Annotated in this window: 27 protein-coding genes; 4 read left to right on the top strand and 23 right to left on the bottom strand. The window is 42.2% G+C overall.

From position 1 onward, the window contains the following. Positions 1-2: 2 nt before the first annotated feature. On the bottom strand, positions 3-791 hold the full coding sequence (locus A5868_RS10200; protein ID WP_010780335.1) for an ABC transporter ATP-binding protein: 789 nt from the start codon (positions 789-791) through the stop codon (positions 3-5). A gap of 159 nt (positions 792-950) precedes the next feature. On the opposite strand from A5868_RS10200, the gene A5868_RS10205 reads away from it, so the two are divergent. After that, positions 951-1,877 carry an ABC transporter substrate-binding protein gene (locus A5868_RS10205; RefSeq protein ID WP_086303562.1) on the top strand — a complete coding sequence of 309 codons (927 nt, stop codon included), beginning with the start codon at positions 951-953 and terminating at the stop codon, positions 1,875-1,877. Between the two features lie 57 nt (positions 1,878-1,934). Here A5868_RS10205 and A5868_RS10210 read toward each other — a convergent pair whose 3' ends face one another. The 8 genes from A5868_RS10210 to A5868_RS10245 all read right to left on the bottom strand — a co-directional run bounded on the left by A5868_RS10210 (position 1,935) and on the right by A5868_RS10245 (position 10,418). Further along, the gene (locus A5868_RS10210) at positions 1,935-2,675 is read right to left on the bottom strand and encodes a DUF6681 family protein (RefSeq protein WP_086303561.1); all 741 of its coding nucleotides are present in this window, start codon (positions 2,673-2,675) and stop codon (positions 1,935-1,937) included. After that, on the bottom strand, positions 2,672-3,088 hold the full coding sequence (locus A5868_RS10215) for a hypothetical protein (protein WP_010780332.1): 417 nt from the start codon (positions 3,086-3,088) through the stop codon (positions 2,672-2,674). Before A5868_RS10215 ends, A5868_RS10210 begins: the two co-directional genes overlap by 4 nt. A gap of 164 nt (positions 3,089-3,252) precedes the next feature. Further along, on the bottom strand, positions 3,253-3,402 hold the full coding sequence (rpmG, locus tag A5868_RS10220; protein WP_010740369.1) for a 50S ribosomal protein L33: 150 nt from the start codon (positions 3,400-3,402) through the stop codon (positions 3,253-3,255). 124 nt (positions 3,403-3,526) lie between these two features. After that, positions 3,527-4,000 (bottom strand): glutathione peroxidase, encoded by a 474-nt coding sequence (locus tag A5868_RS10225; RefSeq protein ID WP_086303560.1) that lies wholly within the window; start codon positions 3,998-4,000, stop codon positions 3,527-3,529. Positions 4,001-4,163: 163 nt separating this feature from the next. Then, positions 4,164-6,287, bottom strand: coding sequence for a peptidoglycan D,D-transpeptidase FtsI family protein (locus A5868_RS10230; protein ID WP_086303559.1), 2,124 nt, complete (start codon positions 6,285-6,287; stop codon positions 4,164-4,166). Positions 6,288-6,660: 373 nt separating this feature from the next. After that, positions 6,661-7,725 (bottom strand): hypothetical protein, encoded by a 1,065-nt coding sequence (locus A5868_RS10235; RefSeq protein WP_086303558.1) that lies wholly within the window; start codon positions 7,723-7,725, stop codon positions 6,661-6,663. A gap of 257 nt (positions 7,726-7,982) precedes the next feature. Beyond that, a complete protein-coding gene (gene thrS / locus A5868_RS10240) occupies positions 7,983-9,923 on the bottom strand; it encodes a threonine--tRNA ligase (protein ID WP_086303557.1) in 1,941 nt (646 codons plus the stop codon). Positions 9,924-10,241: 318 nt separating this feature from the next. Further along, a complete protein-coding gene (locus A5868_RS10245) occupies positions 10,242-10,418 on the bottom strand; it encodes a 2-hydroxymuconate tautomerase (protein ID WP_010780327.1) in 177 nt (58 codons plus the stop codon). Positions 10,419-10,674: 256 nt separating this feature from the next. On the opposite strand from A5868_RS10245, the gene A5868_RS10250 reads away from it, so the two are divergent. The 3 genes from A5868_RS10250 (at position 10,675) to helD (ending at position 14,421) form a co-directional block, all read left to right on the top strand. Further along, a complete protein-coding gene (locus A5868_RS10250) occupies positions 10,675-11,088 on the top strand; it encodes a VOC family protein (RefSeq protein ID WP_010780326.1) in 414 nt (137 codons plus the stop codon). Between the two features lie 18 nt (positions 11,089-11,106). Beyond that, entirely contained in the window at positions 11,107-11,973 is an 867-nt protein-coding gene (locus tag A5868_RS10255; protein WP_086303556.1) for a VOC family protein, read from the top strand. A gap of 165 nt (positions 11,974-12,138) precedes the next feature. Continuing rightward, positions 12,139-14,421, top strand: coding sequence for an RNA polymerase recycling motor HelD (gene helD / locus A5868_RS10260; protein ID WP_086303555.1), 2,283 nt, complete (start codon positions 12,139-12,141; stop codon positions 14,419-14,421). A gap of 47 nt (positions 14,422-14,468) precedes the next feature. Here the strand turns inward: helD and A5868_RS10265 are convergent, their stop codons facing one another. The 14 genes from A5868_RS10265 to accD all read right to left on the bottom strand — a co-directional run bounded on the left by A5868_RS10265 (position 14,469) and on the right by accD (position 25,145). After that, a complete protein-coding gene (locus tag A5868_RS10265) occupies positions 14,469-15,188 on the bottom strand; it encodes a YebC/PmpR family DNA-binding transcriptional regulator (protein WP_010780323.1) in 720 nt (239 codons plus the stop codon). A gap of 72 nt (positions 15,189-15,260) precedes the next feature. Continuing rightward, positions 15,261-16,400 carry a nucleotidyltransferase gene (locus tag A5868_RS10270; protein WP_086303554.1) on the bottom strand — a complete coding sequence of 380 codons (1,140 nt, stop codon included), beginning with the start codon at positions 16,398-16,400 and terminating at the stop codon, positions 15,261-15,263. 87 nt (positions 16,401-16,487) lie between these two features. Next, complete coding sequence (locus A5868_RS10275; protein ID WP_086303553.1) at positions 16,488-17,216, bottom strand: class I SAM-dependent DNA methyltransferase; 729 nt, start codon at positions 17,214-17,216, stop codon at positions 16,488-16,490. Further along, a complete protein-coding gene (gene rsfS / locus A5868_RS10280; protein WP_288226247.1) occupies positions 17,216-17,572 on the bottom strand; it encodes a ribosome silencing factor in 357 nt (118 codons plus the stop codon). Before rsfS ends, A5868_RS10275 begins: the two co-directional genes overlap by 1 nt. 39 nt (positions 17,573-17,611) lie before the next feature. After that, positions 17,612-18,208, bottom strand: coding sequence for a bis(5'-nucleosyl)-tetraphosphatase (symmetrical) YqeK (yqeK, locus tag A5868_RS10285; RefSeq protein ID WP_010780319.1), 597 nt, complete (start codon positions 18,206-18,208; stop codon positions 17,612-17,614). Then, positions 18,198-18,794: a nicotinate-nucleotide adenylyltransferase gene (locus A5868_RS10290; protein ID WP_044926531.1), complete on the bottom strand. Its 597-nt coding sequence runs from the start codon at positions 18,792-18,794 to the stop codon at positions 18,198-18,200. Before A5868_RS10290 ends, yqeK begins: the two co-directional genes overlap by 11 nt. A 72-nt stretch (positions 18,795-18,866) precedes the next feature. Further along, complete coding sequence (yhbY, locus tag A5868_RS10295) at positions 18,867-19,178, bottom strand: ribosome assembly RNA-binding protein YhbY (RefSeq protein ID WP_010780317.1); 312 nt, start codon at positions 19,176-19,178, stop codon at positions 18,867-18,869. 31 nt (positions 19,179-19,209) lie between these two features. Further along, on the bottom strand, positions 19,210-20,319 hold the full coding sequence (gene yqeH, locus A5868_RS10300; RefSeq protein WP_086303551.1) for a ribosome biogenesis GTPase YqeH: 1,110 nt from the start codon (positions 20,317-20,319) through the stop codon (positions 19,210-19,212). Continuing rightward, a complete protein-coding gene (locus A5868_RS10305) occupies positions 20,320-20,844 on the bottom strand; it encodes a YqeG family HAD IIIA-type phosphatase (RefSeq protein ID WP_010780315.1) in 525 nt (174 codons plus the stop codon). It lies immediately after the preceding gene. A gap of 143 nt (positions 20,845-20,987) precedes the next feature. Next, positions 20,988-21,722 (bottom strand): amino acid ABC transporter ATP-binding protein, encoded by a 735-nt coding sequence (locus A5868_RS10310; RefSeq protein ID WP_086303550.1) that lies wholly within the window; start codon positions 21,720-21,722, stop codon positions 20,988-20,990. An 18-nt stretch (positions 21,723-21,740) separates the two neighbouring features. Further along, the gene (locus A5868_RS10315) at positions 21,741-22,430 is read right to left on the bottom strand and encodes an amino acid ABC transporter permease (protein ID WP_010780313.1); all 690 of its coding nucleotides are present in this window, start codon (positions 22,428-22,430) and stop codon (positions 21,741-21,743) included. A 12-nt stretch (positions 22,431-22,442) separates the two neighbouring features. After that, positions 22,443-23,282 carry a transporter substrate-binding domain-containing protein gene (locus A5868_RS10320; RefSeq protein ID WP_086303549.1) on the bottom strand — a complete coding sequence of 280 codons (840 nt, stop codon included), beginning with the start codon at positions 23,280-23,282 and terminating at the stop codon, positions 22,443-22,445. 211 nt (positions 23,283-23,493) lie between these two features. Further along, entirely contained in the window at positions 23,494-24,279 is a 786-nt protein-coding gene (locus tag A5868_RS10325; protein WP_010780310.1) for an acetyl-CoA carboxylase carboxyl transferase subunit alpha, read from the bottom strand. Further along, entirely contained in the window at positions 24,279-25,145 is an 867-nt protein-coding gene (accD, locus tag A5868_RS10330; RefSeq protein ID WP_086303548.1) for an acetyl-CoA carboxylase, carboxyltransferase subunit beta, read from the bottom strand. The genes A5868_RS10325 and accD overlap by 1 nt, the downstream gene beginning before the upstream one ends. Between the last annotated feature and the right edge of the window lie 11 nt (positions 25,146-25,156).

Consider the following 25,156-nt stretch of genomic DNA (forward strand, 5'->3'; position numbering starts at 1 on the left):
CCTCAATGCTCCTTTACTAAATCATAGGCGATCACTAACGGTTTATCACTGTTGGGCAGCGTCGCGAAGGTCGCTTGGATATCAAAAAGATTGAGCAATGTGTCCGCCGTGAACATCTCTTTTGGGGTTCCTTGAAAGACCAGCTCCCCCTTCTTCATTCCTAATAAATAATCAGAAAAACGCGAAGCATGATTTAAATCATGGATCGTCATCAAGATCGTTTTTCCTTGACGATTGATTTCCTGCAGCAATTCTAAAATCTCTAATTGATGCGCCGGATCTAAGAAGGTGATCGGCTCATCCAAAATCAAGATATCTGTGTCTTGAGCCAGCGCCATCGCGATCCAGACGCGCTGCTGCTGCCCGCCGGACAAGGTGGTCAGCGTCCGGTCTTTTAGATCCATTAAATTAGTCGCCTGCAACGCCCAAGCAATCAATTGATGGTCCTGTTCCTTTAAGCCTGAGAAGCCCTTTTGATAAGGAAACCTGCCATAAGCGACGATTTCCTCGACAGTCAATCCGCTGATTTGATTGGTACTTTGTGACAAGGATGCTATTTTTTGAGCAACCGTTTTGGTATCCAACCGTTGAACGTTCTCCCCATCGATAAACACCTCTCCCTTCGCAGGCTCGAGAATTCGCGCCAACGCTTTCAAGAAAGTTGATTTTCCACTTCCATTCGGGCCAATAAGACTGGTGATCTGCCCTTTCGGTATTTCTACTGTGATATCGTTCACAACAATTTTTTTGTCGTAGCCGATTGAAAGATCAGTTGTCTGTAAGTTTGTCATAGATCTTCCTCATTTCTCTGATAATCGTTCTCAATTATGACGCTATTTTCCACCATCGTCAACTGTCTATTAAAGAAAAATGAGTGTTGACACCCTTTGTGCTTTCGGTAATAATGTTAATTGAGAATATTTCTCAATTAAATTTGAAGGAGTTTTCAAATGTATAAAAAAATCGTTTTAGGAACTGTTTCGCTTCTCGCACTATTCAGTTTCGCTGCTTGCGGGCAAAGCAGCGACAGTAAAGATAGCACAACTGACGTTCGGACCCTGACCGATGCGCAAGATCATAAGGTAGAAATTCCCAAGAAACCAAAAAAAATCATCGCTTCGTACCTCGAGGATTATCTTGTGGCGCTGGATGAAAAGCCGGTGGCTCAATGGACCGTTGGTGAAGGTCGGATTCAGCACTATCTACAGGATGACCTGAAAGGCATTCCCACTATCAACTATGACCTGCCCTATGAAGATGTTTTAAAATTTGAACCTGATCTATTGTTGATTGGTTCCAATGGGTCTCTTGAAGGCGGAAAATACAAAGAGTACGCCAAAATCGCCCCAACCTATGTCGTAAAAAATGGCGACAACGTGACTTGGCGTGATCAATTGGAAGACATCGGGAACGTTTTAGATAAAAAGGACCAAGCGAAAGAAGTAGAGAAAAACTACGATGCCCTTGTCACTAAGACAAAAGACGAGCTGAAGGATAAGATCGAAGGCAAATCGGCGGCAGTTTTATGGGTGACCAACAACTCCGCATTCATGGTGGCTGATACACGTTCAAGCGGGCAGCTGCTTTACAAGGAATTAGGCTTTGAAGTGCCCAAGCTGACAAAAGACGTGAGTGAAAAAGCCACTGCTGACTTTTCGCAAGTTTCCTCAGAAAGCCTCTCGCAACTAGATGCCGACTATCTCTTCTTAGTCAACAGCGATTCCGGTGCAGCTATGTTCAAAGACCCTCTGTGGGAAAACATTCCGGCTGTCAAAAACAAGCAGCTATTTGAATTTGATGGCAATTCTAGCTGGTTATACAATGGGCCTATCGCCTATACCAAAATGGTTGAAAACATTCGTGATACCTTAAAATAAAAAATGCCGATCTGGCTAAGAGCTTTCCTGTTAGAAGACTCTTAGACCAGACGGCATTTATTTTTTGCTTCGACGTGTTCGTGTATTTGAAGTTGTCGGCGCTTGTGTTTTAATTAGAAATTTCAAGCGATACGGTTCATGGTAACGGACCCCGCCTTTGACAAAATCCCCGCCTACGATAAACAGCCCTATGGGATTCAATGGTTCCGCTTGGCGGATCGTTCCGATCGCTTCCAGCTCGCGGTAATTTCTGCCGATCTGCAATTGATAGGTATCCCCATTGATTTGCTTGACATAATAGTAGGGATAAAGCGTATTTTCATCGATCAAGAATCCCTCTTCTTTAGTCAGGTCTCTTGTCTTGATCTCTTTTTCATCAATTAACGATTGAATGTTTTCGACTAGCTTTAATTGGTAGTCTTCCTCAAAATCCACAGGCAATTCCTTCGCGTGTTCAAATGCCTTTTTCGTTTTCTTCGGCTGTTCGTTTTGAATATTAAAGGCATCATCAGGCAAGTATTTAACAAATAGCTGCGTGATATCTCCTTTTACGTTTTTATCTAAAAAGTAGTAAAAGAAATTTAAAACAAAGAAATAGACCAATCCAAGGAAAACCAATCCATAGATCACTAATTGTAAATAATTCTGATTCAACCAAAGCCCATACACGATTCTTAAAATATAGACCGTGGGTATGATGCTTAATAAGGTATAGGCACGGTTTGAATATTTGGGGCTAATATCTAAAAACCCAAGAAATTTATTCAACCCGTTAATAATATCTAACAAAATGGTCATTGATTTTCACCTGCTTCTGAACCCGCCGGTTGTTGATTCGCCGCTGGCTGCTGTTGTGTTGGTGTCGTTTGCGACTCTTCCGTTGAAGAAGGCTGCGGAGCGACAGGGGTCTCCTCTTTTGAATCCCCGTTGAACTCCCTTTGATTCGTCGCAGCAGAGCTTTCTTGACCCGAGCTGTTGGTCTCAGGGACTACCTGACTTGATGAGCCTTCGGTAGTGACCGTGCTGGATTCATTCGGAACACTGTTGGATTCTCGAGAAGAATCACTGGTCTGTGAAGTCGTTTCAGTGGTCGGTGTCGGTGACTTCACTTGACGATAACTAGAATTATTTAAGATTCCTGTAGTCGTTGCAATCAAAATTGACAACGTCAAAAGGGCAATTGGCTTTAAAATCGGTGGCACGTTGCGCATCTGATCCTTCCTTTCTCATTGCTTTACTTAATAACTAGTTTTATCACTGGAAGGTTAGCTTTTGTTTAGGAATCTATGAAGATTTTATGTAGATTTGTAAAAAGAGGCGAGGATTATATAAAAAAAGTCAGCAATCATTGTAGATTGCTGACTCATCAGTGTAATTATTTTACTTCTTTATGCAAAGTAACTTTACGTTCGCGTGGGCAATATTTCATTTTTTCCAAACGATCAGGGTTGTTACGTTTGTTTTTGTTTGTTAGGTAGTTACGTTCTTTACAAGAAGTACATTCTAAAGTGATATTTACGCGCATGATTTTCCCTCCCTCGTTGCAGTCAGTTTTCCAAGATATTTCTCAGACTTTGATATCATACCATCTTTTTATTTTTTTGACTAGTCTTTTTGCGAATTTTGTTAAGTAGTTCTACTTGACGATTTTATAATTGGGCTTCAATGTCCTTCGCAATATCTTCCGGCTTTGTTTGGGACGCGTAGCGTTTAATCACGTTTCCTTCACGATCAACAAGAAATTTTGTGAAATTCCATTTAATGGCTTTGTTAAGTAAACCACCTTGCGCACTCTTCAAATAGCTGTACAAAGGATCTTCCTTCTCACCGTTGACATCGATCTTGCCGAATGTTTGGAACGTGGTCTGATAATTTAACTGACAAAATTCAGCTACTTCCACATCTGTCCCTGGCGCTTGATTGCCAAATTGGTTGCAGGGAAAATCTAAGATTTCAAATCCTTTGTCCTTGTAGCGGTCGTATAAGTTTTGCAGACCTTCGTATTGTGGGGTAAAGCCGCAGCCCGTTGCCGTATTGACGATCAATAAAACATCGCCTTTGTAATCTGCTAAAGATTTCTCTGTTCCGTCTGTCTGTTTTACTTCGAAATTATAAACTGTCATAATTTTCACTCCTAAATATAAAAATATCTATTTATTTTTTACTTACTACTCGAGTTTTTGCGAAACCATTCATTTGCTCGTTAAACTAAAATGGCCATAGTAAAAAAATAGCCTCCATAAAGCAGCCGAACAAAAAAAGCCAAGGGATAAATGTCCCCTCGCTTTATTGTACGCCATATGTGTCCGCAAATGCATTTATTATGTCTTTTGCGATGGCCTTATTCGTATCGTCATGTTCTTCATCTAAATTCGGCAACATCACACTGATGGCGATCTGCGGTTTGTCGTAAGGTGCATATGCCACGATATTGCTGTTGATCGTACTTACATTTGGATTCCCTTCAGGTACCGTTTCTGCGGTCCCCGTTTTTGCAGCAGGGTCGATCTTAGCAGAAGCTAGATCACGTGCCGTTGTGTAAGGGTCATTGCCATGAACAGCTTGGTAAAATCCTTCGCGGATGATCCCCATTTGATCAGTGGAAATATTCACTTGGTTCAATTTTTTACCAGTGATTTCTTTTTGAAGTTCCCCTAAACCGCCGCTATCGGTATTCCCATAGATGCCTTTGACAACGTGAGGAGAGATACGCGTCCCGCCATTTGCGACAGTCGCAGCATACTGCGCCAACTGGATCGGCGTATACGTATCGTATTGTCCAAAGGAAAGGTCCAATAGGTTCCCGCCTCCAGGGCCATTCTCTTTCCCAAACTCAGTATTCACGACCCCCGTCGCCTCATTTGGTAAATCGATTTGTGTTTTTACACCCATCCCATATTCAGCAAATGCATTTCTCAGTTTGTTATACGATTCTTTTGTCGAAGCAATTTCTGGCAGGGTCATGTTTTGCTGGTACTGCACACCTAACATTCGCAGGACAAGCTGCATCATGTACGCATTTGATGACCATTCCAGTGCCTTGACTGTGTTTAAAGGTATCTGATTCCCTATTGCTTTATTGTAAATAGAGCCTTTTAATGACGTACCGGACAATTTGATCGGCTGGTCGATCAAGGTATCGTTTCCGCTGATCACGCCGGTTTCATAGCCCGCCGTAACCGTTCCGCCCTTCACGACAGACCCGGGAACAAAGGCATTGGTGATCGTCCCTAGCGTGTTTTCTTGCAGCGTTTTGCTGTTGGTGTCATGAGACAATCCTGACATTGCATAAATTTCGCCGGTATTTGGATTCATAGCGACAGCATAAGCACCCGGTGAATACTTGGCGACTCCGCTATCTACTAATCCTTGGTAATGCTTCCGTAAAATATCATCGACTTTTTTCTGGAAATCGGAATTGATCGTCAAGACGATGTTTGATCCCTTTTCGCCTTTTTTGATTTCCTGTTGCTTCTCAATGTTTCCTTGTTGATTTAAGGTAACTTTGTACTCGCCCTTTTTCCCTTGCAGATCAGATTCATATTCTTTTTCTAAATAGCTCTTTCCGACACGATCGTTTCGCGCGTAGCCCTTTTTCAAATATTCATCCGCCACTTCCGCAGGCAAGCCTTCTTTTTCAGTAGTAATATTTCCTAAAATACTTCTCAAAGAACCGTCCAACGCATCGTTATACGAGCGATCCCAGTCTGTCCCTGTAGACACCCCAGGTAAATCTGAGGCGTGTTCGGCAACGACAGCCAATTCTTCATCGGATACTCCTTCATTCTTGACAAAAACCGTGCTGAGTTCAGAGGCGCTATTCATTCGTTTAAAAATCGTCGCAACTTTTAGCTGCTCTTCATTTAATTGAATCTCGCTGTCCGTAACTTTATCAACCAATTTTTGATACTCATTGGTAGTATCAAGGTTTTTCTCTTTAAAGGATAACCGTTCTTCGGCTTCTTTCAAATGATCCTCATCTGCTAACCAATAATCTTTTTTATCTCGCTCAGTCAGATTTTCATCCGCTGTTACATCAATCAATTTATTGAGTTCGGTCGCCAGCTTCAGAATATCTGACGCCTTCATACTATTCCCTCGGGTAAACGTGATCGCTGGATTCGGAACATTATTGACTAATGCCGTTCCCTTGGCATCGTATATTACGCCACGAGGAGCATTCTCTTTTACAGTAATGGTCGTTGAGGCTTTCATTTCAGCCTTCATTTTGTCGCCTTCAACGATCTGAAGGTAGCCTAATCTTGTCACTAAAATAACAAACAATCCGAAAATGACAAAAAATAGGAAATTCAAACGAAAAGGAATATGACTTTTGTTTTGATTGCGTCCTTTTTCATCCGCAAGCTTTAATTTTTCAAATAGTTTTTTAAATGGATTCGTAAATTTCATTCATCTTTTCCTTCCACTTTGACAGTTACTTGTCTTATTGTAGCCGAAAAAGGACTTTTTCAAAAGGATTATTCCTATGACCTTTACGATAGTTTAAAAACTTTAAACTTTCCTTCCCAAATGTGACACAGTGTTTCACGGACGCATGAAGAAATTTTAAGCAAGCAAAATTATCAGCTTAGGAAATGGTTTTTAAAATAATATAACCCTCATTTTCTGTGAAACATTCTTTTACCTGCCTGCCTGTGGAAAACTATGGCGAATTAAACAGTGAGTATTACGCATTTTCTTTAAAAAGTTTTCCACAAATGAATCGAGTCCCTCTCAAGAAACCTAAAAATTGACTAAAAAAAGCGGTTAGTTACGCAGCGCTTCAGTTAAAAAAACGTTCGAACAACGATCGTCTTGTTTTCTTCTCTGCACCTTTCGTCCATTTCTCAAGTTCTTCAGCACTAGCCGTTCCTATCGCGACCTTCTCACGCTTCTTCTCTTCCACGTTTGCAAAATACTCATCCCTGATACGTTGGATCTCGTCATAGGTCAACTGATTTCGTTTCTTCCCATTCGGAATAGGAATGTAGGTATCGGGATGATGCGTTCGTTGAATAATCAAAAACTGATCAGACGTCTTGCTTTGGTTATTCACCGGATTGCTTTTCTCACACTTTTGCTTTAGCTCGACCTGTTTATCGACAGGGAGGCTGTTTTTCCCTACTTGCCCCAAAGTAGGAACTGTGCGACTTTTCGCAGTATCCTTTGCCTCCTCTATTTTTTTCTTCTCAGGCTCCTCTGGAGAAGTGTCCTCTGAAGTGTCCTCTTCAGAAGCTCGATACTGTAAGTCGACCACTTGACCATACCGATCAAAATCCAAGACCTCTGTGAATTTTCGGATGCCGTTGGTCTCAAAGATCGTCAACATGGTCAGCAATTGGAGCGCCCCTCGGATGTCCTCCATATCCCTCGTTGGATGCGCATTTTTCAAAATCAAGGCATACTTCTTCCCACGTTCATCTTTAAAAAACATATGGAGCACAAATGAATGACTCGCCAATGCGTCCCTTCGAGTGGGGTCTTTGTCTTTCAAGCAATCTTTATATAAACGAGCCTCTTTGGTGGTCTCATAGTAATCCTTTTCTGTAGCAAACAATCGTTGAATCACCTGCTGCCAGTCACTTTGGCTAAACAGTGCTTCAAAAAGTGGTAAAAATCGACGCATTGTCTCGCAGGGAACAGAGGTCAAGAATACCTCTCGCAGCAGCTCGTGAAACAAACAAGAGAAGTCCTCTAGGATCAACGCGTTTCGAATCATGATCGCCACTGCATATTCGACTAAAGAAGCCTGATCCTTCGTTTCCTCATAGTTTTTGACTACTCGTTTTTCTAAAGTCCCTCGTTTCATATTTAGCAATTGCCGCGTTCCTAATCGCTTTGATTCCATTTGTTCACCCACTCCATTCTATCCATTATAAAAATGCGCTTTCATTTTGTTATGCTTTTTGTTTCCTCTCTTCCAAAATACCTCTCAAGAAAGCAAAAATCTATGGTTTTTTAAAAATATCTACCCTTCTTTTTTTGTTTTTTTAAGCGATTAAAATATTTACTGCGCCGTCCTTTAAATAAATAACTGTCTCCAGCATTTATTCCACAAAAAAAAGTTCAAAAGACAGGTTGCATCTTTTGAACTTTTTCTGTTTTTTAGCTGCGGCTCAAATTATCGATATCGTCCTTAATAGCATCGACAAAGACATTCAAGTCTTGCACTTCTTGTTCTTCGCTTCCGTAGCGACGAACGTTGACCGTTGCATCATTGACTTCCTTGTCGCCAATTACTAATAGGTAAGGAATTTTTTGTGTTTGCGCCTGACGGATCTTGTAGCCAAGTTTTTCATTGCGGTCATCTACTTCCACACGAACCCCTTCGCGAATCAAGCGATCTTTTACTTCATACGCGTAGTCGCCATGGTGTTCAGGAGAAACTGGTAAGATCGCGACTTGCTCTGGAGCCAACCATGTTGGGAATGCTCCTTTATATTGTTCGATCAAGTAAGCTGTGAAGCGTTCCATTGTTGAAACGACACTGCGGTGAACAACGACTGGGCGGTGTTCTTTGCCATCTTCGCCAATGTAAGTTAAGTCAAAACGTTCAGGTAATAAGAAGTCGAATTGGATCGTTGAAAGTGTTTCTTCTGTTCCAATAGCTGTCAATACTTGAACATCTAGTTTAGGACCGTAGAACGCTGCTTCGCCATCCGCTTCAAAATAATCAAAGCCTGATTCATCCATTACTTCTTTTAACAAGCCTTGAGAAGTTTCCCACATTTCATCGTCATCAAAGTATTTTTCTGTGTTTTCAGGGTCACGGTAGCTTAAACGGAAACGGTAATCTTCGAACCCGAAGTCTTTGTAAACTTCTAAAATCAAGTCTAATGTACGACGGAATTCTTCTTTGATTTGATCTGGACGAACAAAGATATGTGCGTCGTTCATCGTCATTTCACGAACACGCTGCAAGCCTGACAATGCACCTGATTTTTCATAACGATGGTCCATGCCAAGTTCTGCTAAACGAATAGGCAATTCACGGTAAGAATGAATATGGTTTTTGTAGATCATCATGTGGTGTGGGCAGTTCATTGGACGTAATACTAAGGATTCTTCACCCTCACCCATGTCCATGATCGGGAACATGTCATCTTTATAATGATCCCAGTGACCAGATGTCTTGTACAAACCAGTATCTGCCAAAACAGGTGTATAGACGTGCTCATACCCCATTGAGATTTCTTTGTCCACGATGTAACGTTCGATGATACGGCGAATCGTTGCACCTTTTGGCAACCAGAAAGGCAGTCCTGAACCTACTTCTTGCGAGATCATAAACAGGTCTAATTCTTTTCCTAGTTTACGGTGGTCACGTTCTTTTGCTTCTTCACGCATTTTCAAGAAATGATCCAATTCGTCTTGTTTGAAGAAAGCAGTCCCGTAAATACGTTGCATCATTTTGTTATCAGAATTTCCGCGCCAGTAAGCACCTGCCACTGAAAGTAGTTTCACGATTTTGATTTTTCCTGTTGATGGTACGTGCGGTCCGCGGCATAAGTCTGTAAATTCGCCTTGTGTATAAGCCGTAATCACTTCGTCTTCTGGAAGATCAGAAATTAATTCTACCTTATAAGGGTCGTAGCTGAAGAAATCTAAGGCCTCTTGACGACTCATGACTTTGCGTTCGATCGGTAAGTTTTCTTTGATGATCTTCTTCATTTCTTTTTCAATCGCTGGGAAATCTTCTTCGCTGAGTTGATCGCCATCTCCATTGTCTGTGTCGTAATAGAATCCAGACTCGATCGCTGGACCTACGCCGAAATGCATATTCGGGAATAAACGACGGATCGCTTGCGCCATTAGATGCGCACTTGAATGACGAACCAACGCTAATGCTTCTTCGTCACTTTCTGTCACGATTTTTAACGTTGCATCCTCTTCAATTGGTCGATTTAAATCTTCAAGTTCGCCGTTTACTACAACAGCCAACGCTTTTTTAGCTAATGAACTAGAAATACTTTTTGCAATTTCTAAACCGGTAATGCCTTTGTCAAACTCTTTCGCTGATCCATCTGGAAATGAAATTTTTACCATCCTATAGGTCCCCCTTATTTGTTTTGATTGATAAAAAAAAGTCCTAGTACCGTAACGGTACTAGGACGAATAAACGTGGTTCCACCTAATCTTTGAGCAGAGTTTTCTGCTCCTCACAAGCGATAACGGCGCTGTCCGCCTCTGCATTTGTGCAGAAGTCTCAGAAAGTGGTCATTCCTTGCGCTTGTATGGAAAAGTCTCAGCCATGCTTTTCCTCTCTGATAAACAGCTTTCAAGTTCAGAAGTCTTTCTTCATCAATCAATTACAAGGTAATTATAAACACGTATTGATTTGAATTGCAAGCATTATCTTTGTTATTATTTCCATTTGCCGCCTTGGGCATATCTGTCTTTTTGCATTTCATTGATGATCACATGGATATTCTCTTTTGGTGCGCCGGCAGTTCTTGAAACTGCTTCAGTAACTTCCTCCACCATTTTAGTCAATTGCTCTTCAGATCGTCCTTCTTTTAGCTCGATGTGTACGAATGGCATTGCAAACCGCTCCTTTATTTTTTATTTCTTCCGACTTATTTTATCACAACTCCCAATGAATGGACGTTTAAAGTAATCTTTAATTTTCAAATCTTTCCCAAATCTCACTAGATGATTTCCCTGCTCCAATTTTAAAACAAGCCGAGTATAACTCATTTTTATAAAAACGATAAAGTGTTCCCTTTTTACAAGACAAAATGTTATTGATAGCCCTTTCTTCGTGGTAAAGTGAGAGCATAAGAATGGAGGAACGAACATGGATATCTACTTACATTTTGACGATCAAGCAGCTGATGCCATTGCCTTTTATGAAGAAGTCTTTCACACGGAACCTGCAAATATTATGACATTTGGTCAAATGCCCCATGATGAAGAACATCCTGTTGATGAAGCCATCAAAGAGTTGGTCCTCAACGCGAACTTGAAAATTAACGGTACGAACGTCATGATCTCTGACAGTCCTAAAGGGATGGCGCCTCCGATCGCTATCGGAAATAACGTAGCCTTAGTTTATGATGCAGAGACCGCGGAAGAAGCCTCGGAGATTTTTATGAAGCTCTCTGAAAACGGCGCTATTTTATTGCCTCTTGAAAAAACATTTTGGGCAGAGCTTTACGGGATGGTCAAAGATTCCTACGGTGTCAATTGGCATATAAATCTTTATAGTTAAAGAAAGGAGAGCTTACACATGGAACAGCAATTTGGGTGTTGTTTATGGTTTGATGGACATATCCATGAAGCGGCACTGTTTTATACAGGCATTTTTGAGGATAGCACCATCCTCAACGAAACGCACTTCATCACTGATGAACATGGGACGATCGGGGATTTATTGACCGCGACAGTAGAATTGGCCGGTTGCGAATTTCTATTATTGAACGGCGGCGATACATTCAAGCCGACACCAGCAATCTCTTATGTCGTCAACTGTGAAAATGAAGAACAGCTCACGACGGTATGGCAGCAGTTGAACCGTGATGGAAAAACATTGATGCCGCTGACCGACTATCCCGAGCTAGGCATGTTTGGCTGGACGACGGATCGGTATGGCTTCTCTTGGCAAGTTCGTTTAGGGGAAAATTTACAGACGATCGTTCCCTGTATCTTGTTCGGCAACGACAATTATGGCTTGGCACAGGCGGCGATTGATGAATGGATCGCGGCCTTCGGAGGAAAACAAACGTTTGTCATCAAGGGAAAAGAAGAACGGTTGCGGGCCTCTGGCTTTCAACTTCGCGGGCAAGACTTGATCATAATGGATAGCCCCGATGAACAAGACTTTGATTTTACGATGGGCAATTCCTTTTACTTCTATTTTAAAGACCAATCCGACATCGACCACGCCTGGGAGGCGATCACTCCAGAAGGAAACGAGTGGGCATGCGGCTGGATGGAAGACCGCTATGGGATTTATTGGCAAACGGTCAATCAAGACTTGCTTGACTGGACCAATGATCCCGATCCAGAAAAGGCGCGACGAGCGACACAAGAAATGTATAAAATGAAAAAGATTGATCTTGCTCAAATCAAGCGTGCACACGACGGAACGCTTTGATCCATTAAATATCCTCTTCGATTTTCCAAAGAAGCGTTGAGCGTGCTTCAAATTAAAGGCTGATTTCATTTCTAGTGAAATCAGCCTTTTGCGTCTCTTTGCCCTTATGTGCTATACTATTATGCTGTTATAAACAGTTGAGGGAAAAACAAAGGGGGATGCTCAATGACTGCAAGAGAATATGAACAAGAGCACGTCCATCAAACAAGCGCTTTGATCCAACAAGAAATTGCTTTTTTGGACAACCAAAAGAAAGAGACGAAATCAAAATTTGATTCTGACATGTTAGAAAATGCGGGTCAAAGAATTCAAGGCGGCTCTTTCGAAGCATTAGCCGATACAATGGCCGAAACAAGACAGCATGAAGCGGAATTACTTGTTCGCTATCAAACATTTGCTTCACAAGAAAAGCGCCAAAAAGTTTTAAAATTAATGGGAAACAATCCCTACTTCGCGCGAATCGATTTCAAAGAAGATCAGGAACAGGAAACACTTTATTTAGGAATTGCTTCTTTACGAGACACGAAGGAGGAAACAGTGGTCATCGACTGGCGGGCACCTATTGCCAACCTTTATTATGAAGGAACTCTGGGACAGACTGAATATGAAGCCCACGATGCCATTATCCCTATCGAATTACTATTGAAACGACAATTTAAAATTCGGGAAGGGCAAATCCTTTCCATGGTCGATACCTCCGAAGCCATCAATGATGACTTTCTGTTAGAAATTTTAGATGAGGCTTCTTCGAATCATATGAAGAACATCGTAGCGACGATCCAACGCTCGCAAAACGAGATCATTCGTGACACCAGAAGCAAAGTATTAGTTGTTGAAGGGATCGCCGGCAGCGGAAAAACATCTGCGCTGCTTCAACGTGTCGCTTACCTGCTTTATCATAACCGAAAATGGTTGGACAACGAACAAGTCCTTTTGTTTTCTCCAAACCATATTTTTTCTGACTATATTTCGACCGTCTTACCTTCTCTTGGTGAAAGCGGGATTCCAACCGAAACCTTCAAAACCTTTTTAAGCGCGTTGCTTCCTACCTATCAAATCCACACAGAGGAAAGTCATGAAGAAGTCTTTCTTTCTGGTCAGGATGATCGGGTCCTCCGCGCAAAAAGCAGTTTTGCCGTTGTTCAGGAACTTTATCGTTACGTCGAACGAATCACAGAATTCGGTCCGCTATTTCGTGATCTCAAACTAAAACAAGAGGTTTTGATCTCTAAAAAACAAATTCGCAACTGGTACCAAGAAGCCAATCCAGAGTTACCGATGTATCAACGGATGCAGCTTTTGCAAACCAAACTTTTGAAAAAAATCGGCGGCTTAGAAAAAGACGAAATGAAAAAAGACTGGGTCAAAAAAGAGGCCGATGAATTAGTCGATGCGTTGTTCGTCAATAATCCTGATATGGAAGATTCTGAAAAAGCCGAGCGCCGCCTGCGTCGTCAGATGGCACAAAAAGTCGTGCGCAAAAAAATGCGTCCTATCCGCAGACAGATCACGCGTTATGGTTTCGTGAATTACGCCAAGCAATACCTGCATTTTTTACAAAGTGTGCCTAAACACTTGCTGGAAAAATACGAGTTGACTCACGAGAATTGGACAGCCATGCTCGAGGAACTACTGGGAGATTTCAAGAAAAAAGATATTAGCCTGGAAGACGGCACCTTAATGTTCCTGTTGATGAAGTCGATCCATCCTTTAGAGGTGAAACAAAAAGCGCGATTTATTTTTATTGATGAGATGCAGGATTTTTCACCTGCTCAAGTCGCTTTGCTGCGTCACCTGTATCCAAAAGCAACCTATACCTTATGTGGGGATTTGAATCAGAAGGTTTTCGGAAATGAAAGTATGGTCCATTCGCTAGGACAGATTTTCCCAGATCAAGCGTTGACCCATTTTGAATTGACGACCAGCTATCGATCCACTGAAGAAATCACTCATTTTGCCAATCAGTTCTTAACGCAGGAAAATCGGGTGGAATTGACTGCTCGTGTCGGTGATCTGCCAAAAGTTTATTATGCGAATGAAACCCGACAAATGGTCGATGGCTTGATCCGTCAAATCGAGGAAACCGCAGAGATGGCAAAATATTGGCGAACCGCCATCATCGCAAAAACGGTGGAGGAATGTCAGGATCTGTACAATCAATTGTCTCCTGAACAGCAATCACAGGTTCAACTGCTAACGGATGAGGAAGACTTCATGAAGAAGAGTTTGATCATCATTCCGACCTATTTGGCAAAGGGGTTAGAATTTGACCGTGTATTTGCTTGGAATATTTCTCCTGAAAATTACCATACAGAGCAGGACAAATTGATCCTATATACAGTCTGCACGCGGGCCATGCACGAATTGAACCTGCTCGTTATCAGTCAAAGAAGCCCATTACTAGAAATGATTCCCGAAACACTCTATCGACAAGAAGCTTTAGACTAAACAAAAAAACAGCCGCTTAAATCTAAAAAGATTTAAGCGGCTATTTCTTAGTCTTCTAATTCAACGTTATGATAAATTTGTTGAACATCTTCCAATTCATCCAACACATCGATCATTTTTTCAAATTTCTCTAGGTCTTCTCCCGTCAAGGTGACTTCACTTTGCGGGATCATTTGCATTTCCGCAACAGAGAATTCTGAAATGCCTTTTTCCTTCAAGGCTTCTTGAATCGCATTGAAGTCTTCAGGTTCGCCGTAAACGATGATTTGTCCTTCTTCATCTACAACATCGCGAACGTCGATTTCTTTGTCCATCAAGTATTCCAACACTTCATCTGCATCTTCGCCGGCAAAACCAAACAAAGCCGTGTTGTCGAACATATACGCAACCGCACCAGACACACCCATGTTTCCGCCATTTTTACCAAAAGCGGCACGTACATCTGAAGCTGTCCGATTCACGTTGTTCGTCAACGCATCTACGATAACCATTGATCCATTTGGACCAAAGCCTTCATAACGGAGTTCTTGGAATGTTTCATCGCCAGAACCTTTCGCTTTTTCAATAGCTCGATCAATAATATGTTTTGGTACATTGTACGTTTTCGCCCGTTCAATAACGAAACGCAATTTTTGATTGGCGTGAGGATCAGGCTCACCTGATTTTGCTGCCGCGTAGATCTCGATTCCAAATTTAGCGTAAATTTTACTGTTGTTTGCATCCTTCGCAGTTTTCTTTGCTACGATATTCGCCCATTTACGTCCCATGTTTTCACTTCTCTTTCGTTAATTTCATACTTTCTCATTATAACGACTCACCTGCACTTTGAAAAGTTTTTTTTAGAGGCGAATCGGAAATCGCCCGATCGTCTGTTCCATTGGGTGAATCAGTTGATACACTTGATCCGCTCGATACGTCAAAAAATGCTGCTCTTTCTCTTTCTGTCCGATCTTGGCCGCTACTGGCAAGGAAAATTCTTTTTTTCTTTTATTCAAATACGCCTGCCCTTTTTCAGTAAAGCCCAAGATATGCAGCATGGATCGTTCCTGCTCCGCTCGGATTTCTTCTTCTTTGACTTGCAGCAGAACGTAGGTCAATAGGCGTTGCAGACGCGGTTGCGTGTATCGCTTCGTGCTGATGGCCTGCAAATATTCCGAAAAATCTTTTACTTTTTGCTCAACTAAACGATGCTCCAGCCCTTCACGCATCTGATAGATCCCACGAAGGCTGTCTAAAGAATCGGCCCGCAATTGATACTCTAAGTACGGCCAAAAATCGGCCCAGGAAACGCGTGTTTTGTTCAATTCTTCTAAAGTGGCCGCGGGGACAAAAGAAGAGACGTCTTCATCCGCCAAAACCGCCTGTCGAATGCCCGTAGCACTAGCGAAGGTATTTTCGACCAACGCCTCCTCGTGGTAGCCTTGATCTTTTCTTGCTAACGGGAAAATCGCCATCGGCTGCTTGTATTGCGCATTTTCCTTCGCGTAACTTAATCCGAGGATATGATTAGGTGGAAAATTCTTGGCCTTCGGATACAGCTGCGAAACGACTTCCGCCATTTTTTCCGGATAGCTCCAGCCAATCGGCAATTCATGGAACAATCGATCGATGCTTGCTTTCTCCTCAATAAAGAACCGGCCATAATCCGCATAATCAAAATCAGACTCGCTGTCTGTGCCGAAGCATAATGCATCACACTTCAAAGCATGCAATAACTTGATGCTTCCTTTTGCGAAATAATCCGCAGACTGAACCGCCCAAGAAAACGGCAATTCAACCACCAGATCAACCCCGTTTTCCAATGCTGCTTGGGCCCGCGCCCATTTGTCCATGATCGCCGGTTCGCCCCGCTGCAAAAAATTGCCGCTCATCACCGCGACAACGACATCTGCTCCGCTCAATTCACGCGCCTTTTCCGCATGATACCGATGCCCATTATGAAATGGATTGTATTCTACCACGATTCCACAACTTCGCATCTCCATCCCCCCTTCATTTACTATAGTCGTATTTTGATCCAGCCTTTCACCAAATGAATTGTCAAAAAAAACCGAGATCTCTCTCGGTTATTTCTGACATACAAAAAACCAGCGTTTGCTTGTTTCGTTTGGTTCTTCATCTGTAAAATCTGCAAAGACTTCTGTTTTAAACCCAACTTCAGTCAACATTTTTTTGTACGTTTCTAGCGGATACGTCCGCTCCTTGTGCAATTCATCGAAACGCTCAAAAAGTTCACCGTCTCTTTTTACAAAGAATGTCAAAAAGTGCTCAATACTGTGGCTCGAATCCCCCGGATAGCTATCCCAAAGAAAAGCAAATTCCTCTGTCTGATCATGAAAGCTATACTCAGGAAATACGTCATCCACTTGATGGGTAGAATGAACATCAAAAATAAATGTTCCTGAATCTTTCAATAACTGATAGACCCCTTCAAATACCTGCTTGACCTGTACGGCATCTGGCATGTAGCACAGCGAATCAGAAAAACAAGTGACTGCTTGATATTCGCCAATATCCGTTAGATCCAGCATGTCTCCAGCAATCCAATTAACTGAGACACCCGCTTGAAGCCCACGGTCACTAGCCAATGTCAGCATTTCCTCTGATAGGTCTAACCCAGTCACATCAAAACCCTTTTGAGCAAATTCCACAGCTAACGCACCTGTTCCGCACGCCAGCTCCAAAATTTGATTCGTCGCGACGGGGAAATGGCGCAATGAAAAATCCAACCATTGCTGATACAAAGAATCATCCATTACCTCATCATAAACAAAAGCAAAGGTTTCATACGCCATTAATCCAACCACGCCTCGATGTTTTCAAGTGGTGCATCCGACCATAATTTTTCTAAATTATAAAATTCACGCTCTGATGTACTAAACACATGGACGATCACATCGCCTAAGTCGATCAAGACCCATTTTCCGCCATCTTTTCCTTCTACACGCTTCACTTCAACGTGTGCTTCTTCTTCCTTGTCTACAACTTCATCAACGATCGCATTGATTTGACGATCAGAATTTGCGGAACAAATCAAGAAATAATCCGCCAACAATGAAACTTGAGAAACATCCAATGCCACGATATCAACCGCACGTTTTGCATCGGCTGCCTTCACGGCGATTTCTAACATATTCTTACTATCTATGATAATTCTCCTCCTTATAATTCAAACGAAACCATTAATTACTTAGTGTATACCAGCGACCCAGCGATTGTAGGTTTCAATCGTTTTGGGATAAACTGGTGTTTCTGACTCAATTAGATGAGCCAACGTGTGCTTTGTCTCAAATGCAACAGCTTGATCCAAGTCACTAAATGCGATCACGCGTGCATCTTCGACCCCGGGAAAATTTCTGCCCGGTTCAATATAATCTGCCACATAGATGATCTTATCCAGCAAAGACATTTCTGCCGCTCCCGTCGTATGAAGACGAATCGCAGTCAGAATTTCGTCATCGGAGATCTTTAACTCCTGACGAACAAAATCCGCTCCAACAAGCCCATGCCAGATCGCGTTGCCGTACTTTAACAGCTCCGCCTTCTCTTCATAGTCTCCTTGATCAATTGCCAATTCAAATTCTTCATCCGAGCGTTCTTTTGCATAGTCATGGGTCAACGCAGCAATGCTCGCTTTTTCTAGTGAAGCTCCGAAACGCTCTGCTAAAGCAATCGCGGTCTCCTCCACACCTAATACATGTTGGAAACGACGCTCACTCATTCGCATCTGAACGGCCTGCATCAATGCTTCCCGTTCCATGGCTGTATAGGTTCTACTATATTTCATCCAGATACAATCCTTCTTCCGATATATATTCCCGAACCCGGTCAGGCACAAGATAACGAATCGAACATCCCTGTTTTACTTGTTTTCGGATATACGACGACGACAACTGAATCTCAGGAACGTCCACCCAAATAATCGGATAGGGACTTTCTAACGCAAACCCTGCACGCTTCACGCCAACAAAGTTCACAAGCCGCACCAATTCCTCGATTCGATGCCATTTTGGTAAATACGCTACCTCATCGCCGCCGATAATAAAATAATACTCTGTGTCAGGATTTTCTGTTGTCAATTCCAGCATTGTATCGATCGTATAGCTTTTACCCTTTCGTGCCAATTCCCTTGTATCAACCGACAAAAAAGCATTGTCTTCGATCGCACGTTGGACCATGGCCAACCGATGTTTGCTATCGATCGTTTTCTTTTCATCCACGTGTGGAGGCAGGTAACTTGGTAGCAGATGCACTTCATCGAATCCCAACTTTTGCCCGACCTGCTCCGCGATCATTAAGTGCGCGTGATGAATCGGATTAAAATTCCCACCCAACAGTCCTACCTGCTTTTTCGGCATAGTAGTATCCGTCATTGGTTCAACTTTTGGAATTGTTAAGACATCTTGGTACACCCGTTATTCCCCCTTGTTTTCTGAAAAAGAAGCTTAAATACTTTTAACCTCTTTTGATATTTTTTGATATTTTTCTTTGCTTGACGCTTTGTATAAAACCAATACACGACCAATAATCTGAACGATGTCACAATGGATTTTTTCTTCCAATACATGTGCCACATCTTCTGCGATCTCATCGGTATTTTGCAATAAATTGATTTTGATCAATTCTCTTTTTTCCAAAGCTTCATTGATTTGAACGATCACTGCCTCATTGATCCCATTTTTACCGATTTGGAAAATCGGTTGTAGGTGATGGGCCTGACTACGTAAAAACCGTTTTTGTTTTCCTCTTAATTCCATTGATACTCCCCTTAATTGGATAATAATTTTTTTAAATCAGCGCTTTTCGGGTCAGCACATCAACCCCTTTTGGCGCCCAGCCGGCAACTACTGCTGGTTTTGATACAGTGACCCAGCCTAGCCCAGCAAAAACAATGTCTGTTTTTTCTTTGATCGAGAACTCAAAACGAACAAGCGCTGGGAAATCCTCTACTTCATCAGGACGTGGTGGTTGCAGCAAGCCGCCTACATGCTTCTCATAAAAAGCATCCGCCTTCTCCAGCTTTGTCCGATGCGGTTCAATGTCATTGGAAACATACGTAATGAAAGACGCACGATCACCCTGAATGAAATCAAAACGAGCCAAACCGCCTAAAAACAGTGTCTGACCAGCATTCAACTGATAGACCTTTGGCTTGATTTCTTTGTGGGGTGCAATGATCTTCAAGTCTTTCTTTCCAAGATAATGGGCCATTTGATGGCGGTGGATGATCCCTGGTGTATCAAACATAAATTGACCATCATCCAATGGAATCTCGATCTTATCCAACGTTGTACCCGGAAATTGCGAGGTGGTGATCAAGTCTTGAACACCCGCCGTTTGCTTGATGATTTGGTTGATCAATGTAGACTTTCCAACATTGGTGACACCAACAACATACACATCGCGTCCGTCGCGGTATTCTTCGATTTTCTCTAGCAGTTCCGTCATTTCATTTGGTTTCCGTGCACTGGTCAATAAGATATCGACAGGGCGTAGTCCTTCTTCATGTGCACGTTCACGCATCCATTGGGTTAATTTTCCGCGTTTCAATGATTTAGGCAGCAAATCGACCTTGTTTCCTACTAATAAGACAGGATTGTCTCCGACAAATCGATGTAGACCAGGTATCAATGAACCATTGAAATCAAAAATATCCACTACATTAACAATCAAAGCATCTGCTTTGCCAAGTTCATTCAGCAAGCGCAAGAAATCATCGTCTGTTAACGAAACATCTTGGATCTCATTGTAATGACGAAGACGGAAACAACGTTGGCAGTATACTTCGCCGTTTTCCAATCCTTTTTCTAAAGCCGATTGCGGTGTATAGCCCAATTCATTTGGGTGTTCTGTCTGGATCTTCGCGCCGCAGCCGATACAAAATAATTCTTCTTCCATTTATAGTTCACTCTTCCATTTCATCTCAGGATCTTTGCGTAATAAAATGTGCATCACACGACGTTCAAAAAAGCGATTGATCCGGGTATTCCAACCATCCGTATCGAGGATCGGACGCACAAGAATACTCCGAATACCCGCTGCACTTGCTCCGCGAATATCGGTCATCACTTGATCACCGATCATGACGATCTCCTCTTTTGAAACGCCTAATTGTTTCTGCGCATTGATAATTCCTAACGAAAAAGGCTTCATTGCTCGAGAGACAAAGTCCAATTTAAAGCTTTCAAGAGCTTTTGCTACACGACTAGCCTTGTTATTTGAAACAACAACGACAGGGATGCCCGCCTCGTCCATCATCTTTAACCAATCAATCAACTCTTTCGTTCCATTAGGGTTGTTCCAAGCGATCAACGTGTTATCTAGATCTGTCAGTACGGCTTTGAATCCATGTGCCTTTAATTGTTCTGGGGTTATTTGATAAATGGCTTCGACCATCCACGTAGGTTTGTATTTGTCTAACATGGCAACTCCTATATCCTTATTTTGCATATCTTTGTTTTATACATCTACAAAACCTGATTATAACGCAAATACGTTGAAAACTCTACATTTGGGTACAAAGGTTTAAAAAAAGACTAGGCTTTATCCGCCTAGTCTCAAGAATTTTATAATACTTTTGATAAAAAGTCGATGGTGCGAGAATTTTGAGTATGGTCAAACACTTCTTCTGGCGTGCCTTCCTCAACGATCACTCCGCCATCCATAAAGATCACGCGGTCGCCAACTTCTTTAGCGAACCCCATCTCGTGTGTCACGATCATCATGGTCATGCCTTCTTTTGCCAATTGCTGCATCACTTCTAAAACATCCCCGACCATTTCAGGATCAAGTGCAGATGTTGGTTCATCAAACAGCATCACGTCCGGTTGCATCGCCAAAGCTCTTGCGATAGCGATCCGCTGCTGCTGCCCCCCTGATAAAGAATGAGGGTATGCATCCGCCTTTTCAGACAAACCGACCTTTTCAAGCAATTCCTTTGCGATTTTTTCCGCTTCCGCTTTTGCCAAGCCCTTTACCTTGATCGGCGACAATGTGATATTGTCCAGGACCGTCATATTGGGAAAGAGGTTAAATTGCTGGAACACCATTCCCATTTTTTCACGTGTTTTGAAAATATCATTTTTCTTATCTGTAATATCCGTTCCTTCAAACCGAATCGTACCCGATGTAGGAACTTCTAATAAATTGACGCAACGTAAAAACGTACTTTTCCCTGAACCAGATGGTCCAATGATGACAACGACTTCTCCAGGCGTAATCTCTGCGGAAATGTCTTTCAATACCTCGTTATCGCCAAATTTCTTATTTAAATGTTCAATTTGAATCAATGCTTCTGCCATTATTTTCACCTCTGCTCCTTATCGTTGGTAACCTTTTCCAAGTTTTCTTTCCCACAGATTAAGCAGTCGAGACGTGATGAAGGTCATCACGAAATACAATGCGGCTGCGACGATCAGCGGTTCTAAAGGAATATAGGAATTTGATACCACGATTTGCGCAGAACCCATCAATTCGTTGATCCCGATCGTGGCAAGCAAAGAAGAATCCTTGATCAACGTGATGAATTCGTTACCTAAAGGCGGCAAAATGTTTCTCAAGGCTTGCGGTAAAATCACGTACCGCATGGTTTGCGCAGGGCGTAACCCTAGTGAATGAGCAGCTTCTGTTTGCCCAAAATTCACTGCTGTGATCCCCCCACGGATAATCTCTGCAACGTAAGCCCCAGAGTTCAAGGAAAGTACGATCATACCCGGGAACAAACGATTGATGCTGACAGACAAGACCCCAACATTTAAATCATTCGATGGGAAAAAGCCTTGTAAAATCAAAAATCCGATCGTAATCTGCAACAACATAGGTGTGCCGCGAAGCACTTCAATGTAAATGTTCGCAAACCAATTCAATGGTTTGTGTTTAGAAAGCTTCAGCAAAGCCATTGCTAGTCCGATCAGTGTACCCAGACAGACAGTCGCCAATGAGATAATGACCGTGATGCTCGCTCCTGAAACAAAGTACGATAAATATTTACTCAAGAAAGAAAAGTCCAAAACATGTTTCCTCTATTCTTCTGCTGATTTTTCGGCTAATTCATGATTTTGTTTCACATACTCATCAATTTTGCCTTCATCATTTAATTTTTTAATGATCTTATTGATTTCGGTTTGCAATTCGTCACTGCCTTTTGGCAAAGCGATCGCGAAGGCTTCATCTTCATTGGCCTTCAAATCAATATTCGCAATCATTAAATCAGGATTTTGCTGTACATACGATTCAGCAATCGTTTTTTCAACGACCATCGCATCCAATGATCCGCTGTTTACTTCAATAACCATGTTTGGAACTTTTTCGATTGAGACCAATTTTGCGTCTTTGATTTGTGTTTTTACAACGTCTTCTTGAATCGACCCTTTTTGTGCACCGACATTTTTGCCTTTCAATGCATCCAAGCTTGTCAATTTATCTTGATTCTTTTTATTGATAATCACAACTTGTGGTGGATTGTAATAGTTATCTGTGAAGTCGAATTGTTTTTTCCGTTCTTCTGTCGCAGAAATAGCGGAAATCGCGATGTCTGATTTGCCTTCTTTCAAGGATGCTAAAACTGTATTAAAGCTCATATCTGAAACTTCCGCTTTAACGCCTAATTCTTTAGCTACTTCATTGACCAAATCGATATCTGCACCGACGATCTTATCTTTTCCATCTACCATTGTATGGAATTCAAAAGGCGCGTAATCTGCTGACGTCGCAACTTTTAGCACGCCTGCTTTTTTGATTGCTGCTAACTGATCCTCTGATTTCGCATTAGACGAGTCTGAAGTGTTATTGCCACCTCCGCCGCATGCTGCAAAAATAAATAGTGCTGATAATGCCATTACTAAGCCGGTAATCTTTTTCATCCTAATTCCTCCTATTTTTTGAATGGTTTTTTCAATGAATTTATTATAGCATGAAATTTTCATAAAACAAGCATTTTATTGTATAAATATTAAAGATATTATGAATAAATATTTCTAGCAGACACTTCTCTATCACTGACTTTAAACAATAAAAAGCCAGAAAATCTGATCACGGGGATCAAACTTCTGACTTTTTATTTCTGCGCACACCTTAAAATTTACGGAAACGCTGGTATCGTTTTTCAATTAATTCTTCTGTCGTATAGCTCGAAAGCTCTGTGATTTTTTCAATCAATGACTTCTTCATCATACGGATGATTTTTTCTTCGCTGAGTTTGTTTCCTTTCAACGTTTCAGGAATCACGCGGTCAATGACAGCCAGATCCAATAATTCAGCGGCGGTTATCTTCATTAGTTCAGCCGCTTCATCTGCGCGCTTGCCGTCTTTCCAAAGAATCGAAGCAAAGCCCTCTGGCGAAAGAATCGCGTAGATACTATATTCCATCATCCAAACCTCATCCGCTAACGCCAACGCTAATGCGCCGCCGCTGCCACCTTCTCCAGTGACGATCGAAATGATCGGAACCTTTAAATCGGACATTTCCATCAGGTTTCGGGCGATGGCCTCGCCTTCTCCACGTTCTTCAGCTTCCACGCCGCAGAATGCCCCCGGTGTATTTACGAAACAAATCACGGGACGTTTGAATTTCTCCGCTTGCTTCATTAACCGCAGTGCCTTGCGATAGCCCTCAGGATTGGGTTGACCAAAATTACGCGCCATATTTTCTTTCAAATCATTTCCCTTTTGAATACCAATGACGGTTACCGGCTTCCCTGCAAGTTTGGCAATTCCTCCAATGATGGCAGGATCATCACCAAAGAGACGATCGCCGTGCAGTTCTTGAAAGTCGGTAAAAATTTTCTCAAAATAATCCAGACTGGTCAACCGATCTTGGTGCCTCGCCAGTTTAACAATCTCTCCAGCAGTAAGACCCATTAGTCACACCAGCCTTTCTCTTGATGAAATGCGACGAATTCCGACAAACGATCTTTCAGCATCATTCTTGGGATGATTTGATCTATAAATCCATGTTGCAAAAGAAATTCTGCTTTTTGAAAATCCTCAGGCAATTGTTGACGAATCGTCTGTTCGATTACTCGTCTACCAGCGAATCCTACCAAAGTTTGCGGTTCAGCTAAAATAATGTCGCCTTCCATCGCAAAGCTGGCAGTAACACCGCCAGTCGTCGGATCTGTCAATACCGTAATGTAGAGTAATCCGGCATTACTGTGACGCTTCACTGCCGCCGAGATTTTTGCCATTTGCATCAGTGAGAAGATCCCCTCTTGCATTCGAGCGCCTCCCGAAGCAGTAAAAAGGACGACGGGCAATTTTTCAGCAACCGCCTTTTCAAAAAGGCGAGTGATTTTTTCGCCAACCACTGTTCCCATACTGCCCATGATGAAATTTGCATCCATGACACCGATCGCCACTTCTTGACCATTGATCGTCGCTTTTCCAGTTAAGACCGCTTCATCAAGGCCGGTCTTTTCTTTCATATTGTCGATTTTGGTCAAATAATCAGGAAAATCAATCGGATTTTTTTGTTCCAATTGATTGTCCCAATCAACAAAGCTCTTTTCATCGATCGTCAATGCTAATCGTTCCCAAGCGCTTATGCGAAAGCTGTAACCGCAATGAGGACAAACTTTTTCAGCACCGATTTCTTTTTTATACAATGTACGTTTACAATTTGGACATTTCGCCCACATATCGTCTGGTACAGCAGGTTTCGTTGCTGGCATAGTGTCGCGGTTAGGATTGATCCGAATGTAGTTTTTTTTCTTATTAAAAAGTCCCACTTAAATTCCTC

This window comes from Enterococcus sp. 12F9_DIV0723, from assembly GCF_002174375.1.
GTDB lineage: Bacteria > Bacillota > Bacilli > Lactobacillales > Enterococcaceae > Enterococcus_A > Enterococcus_A gilvus.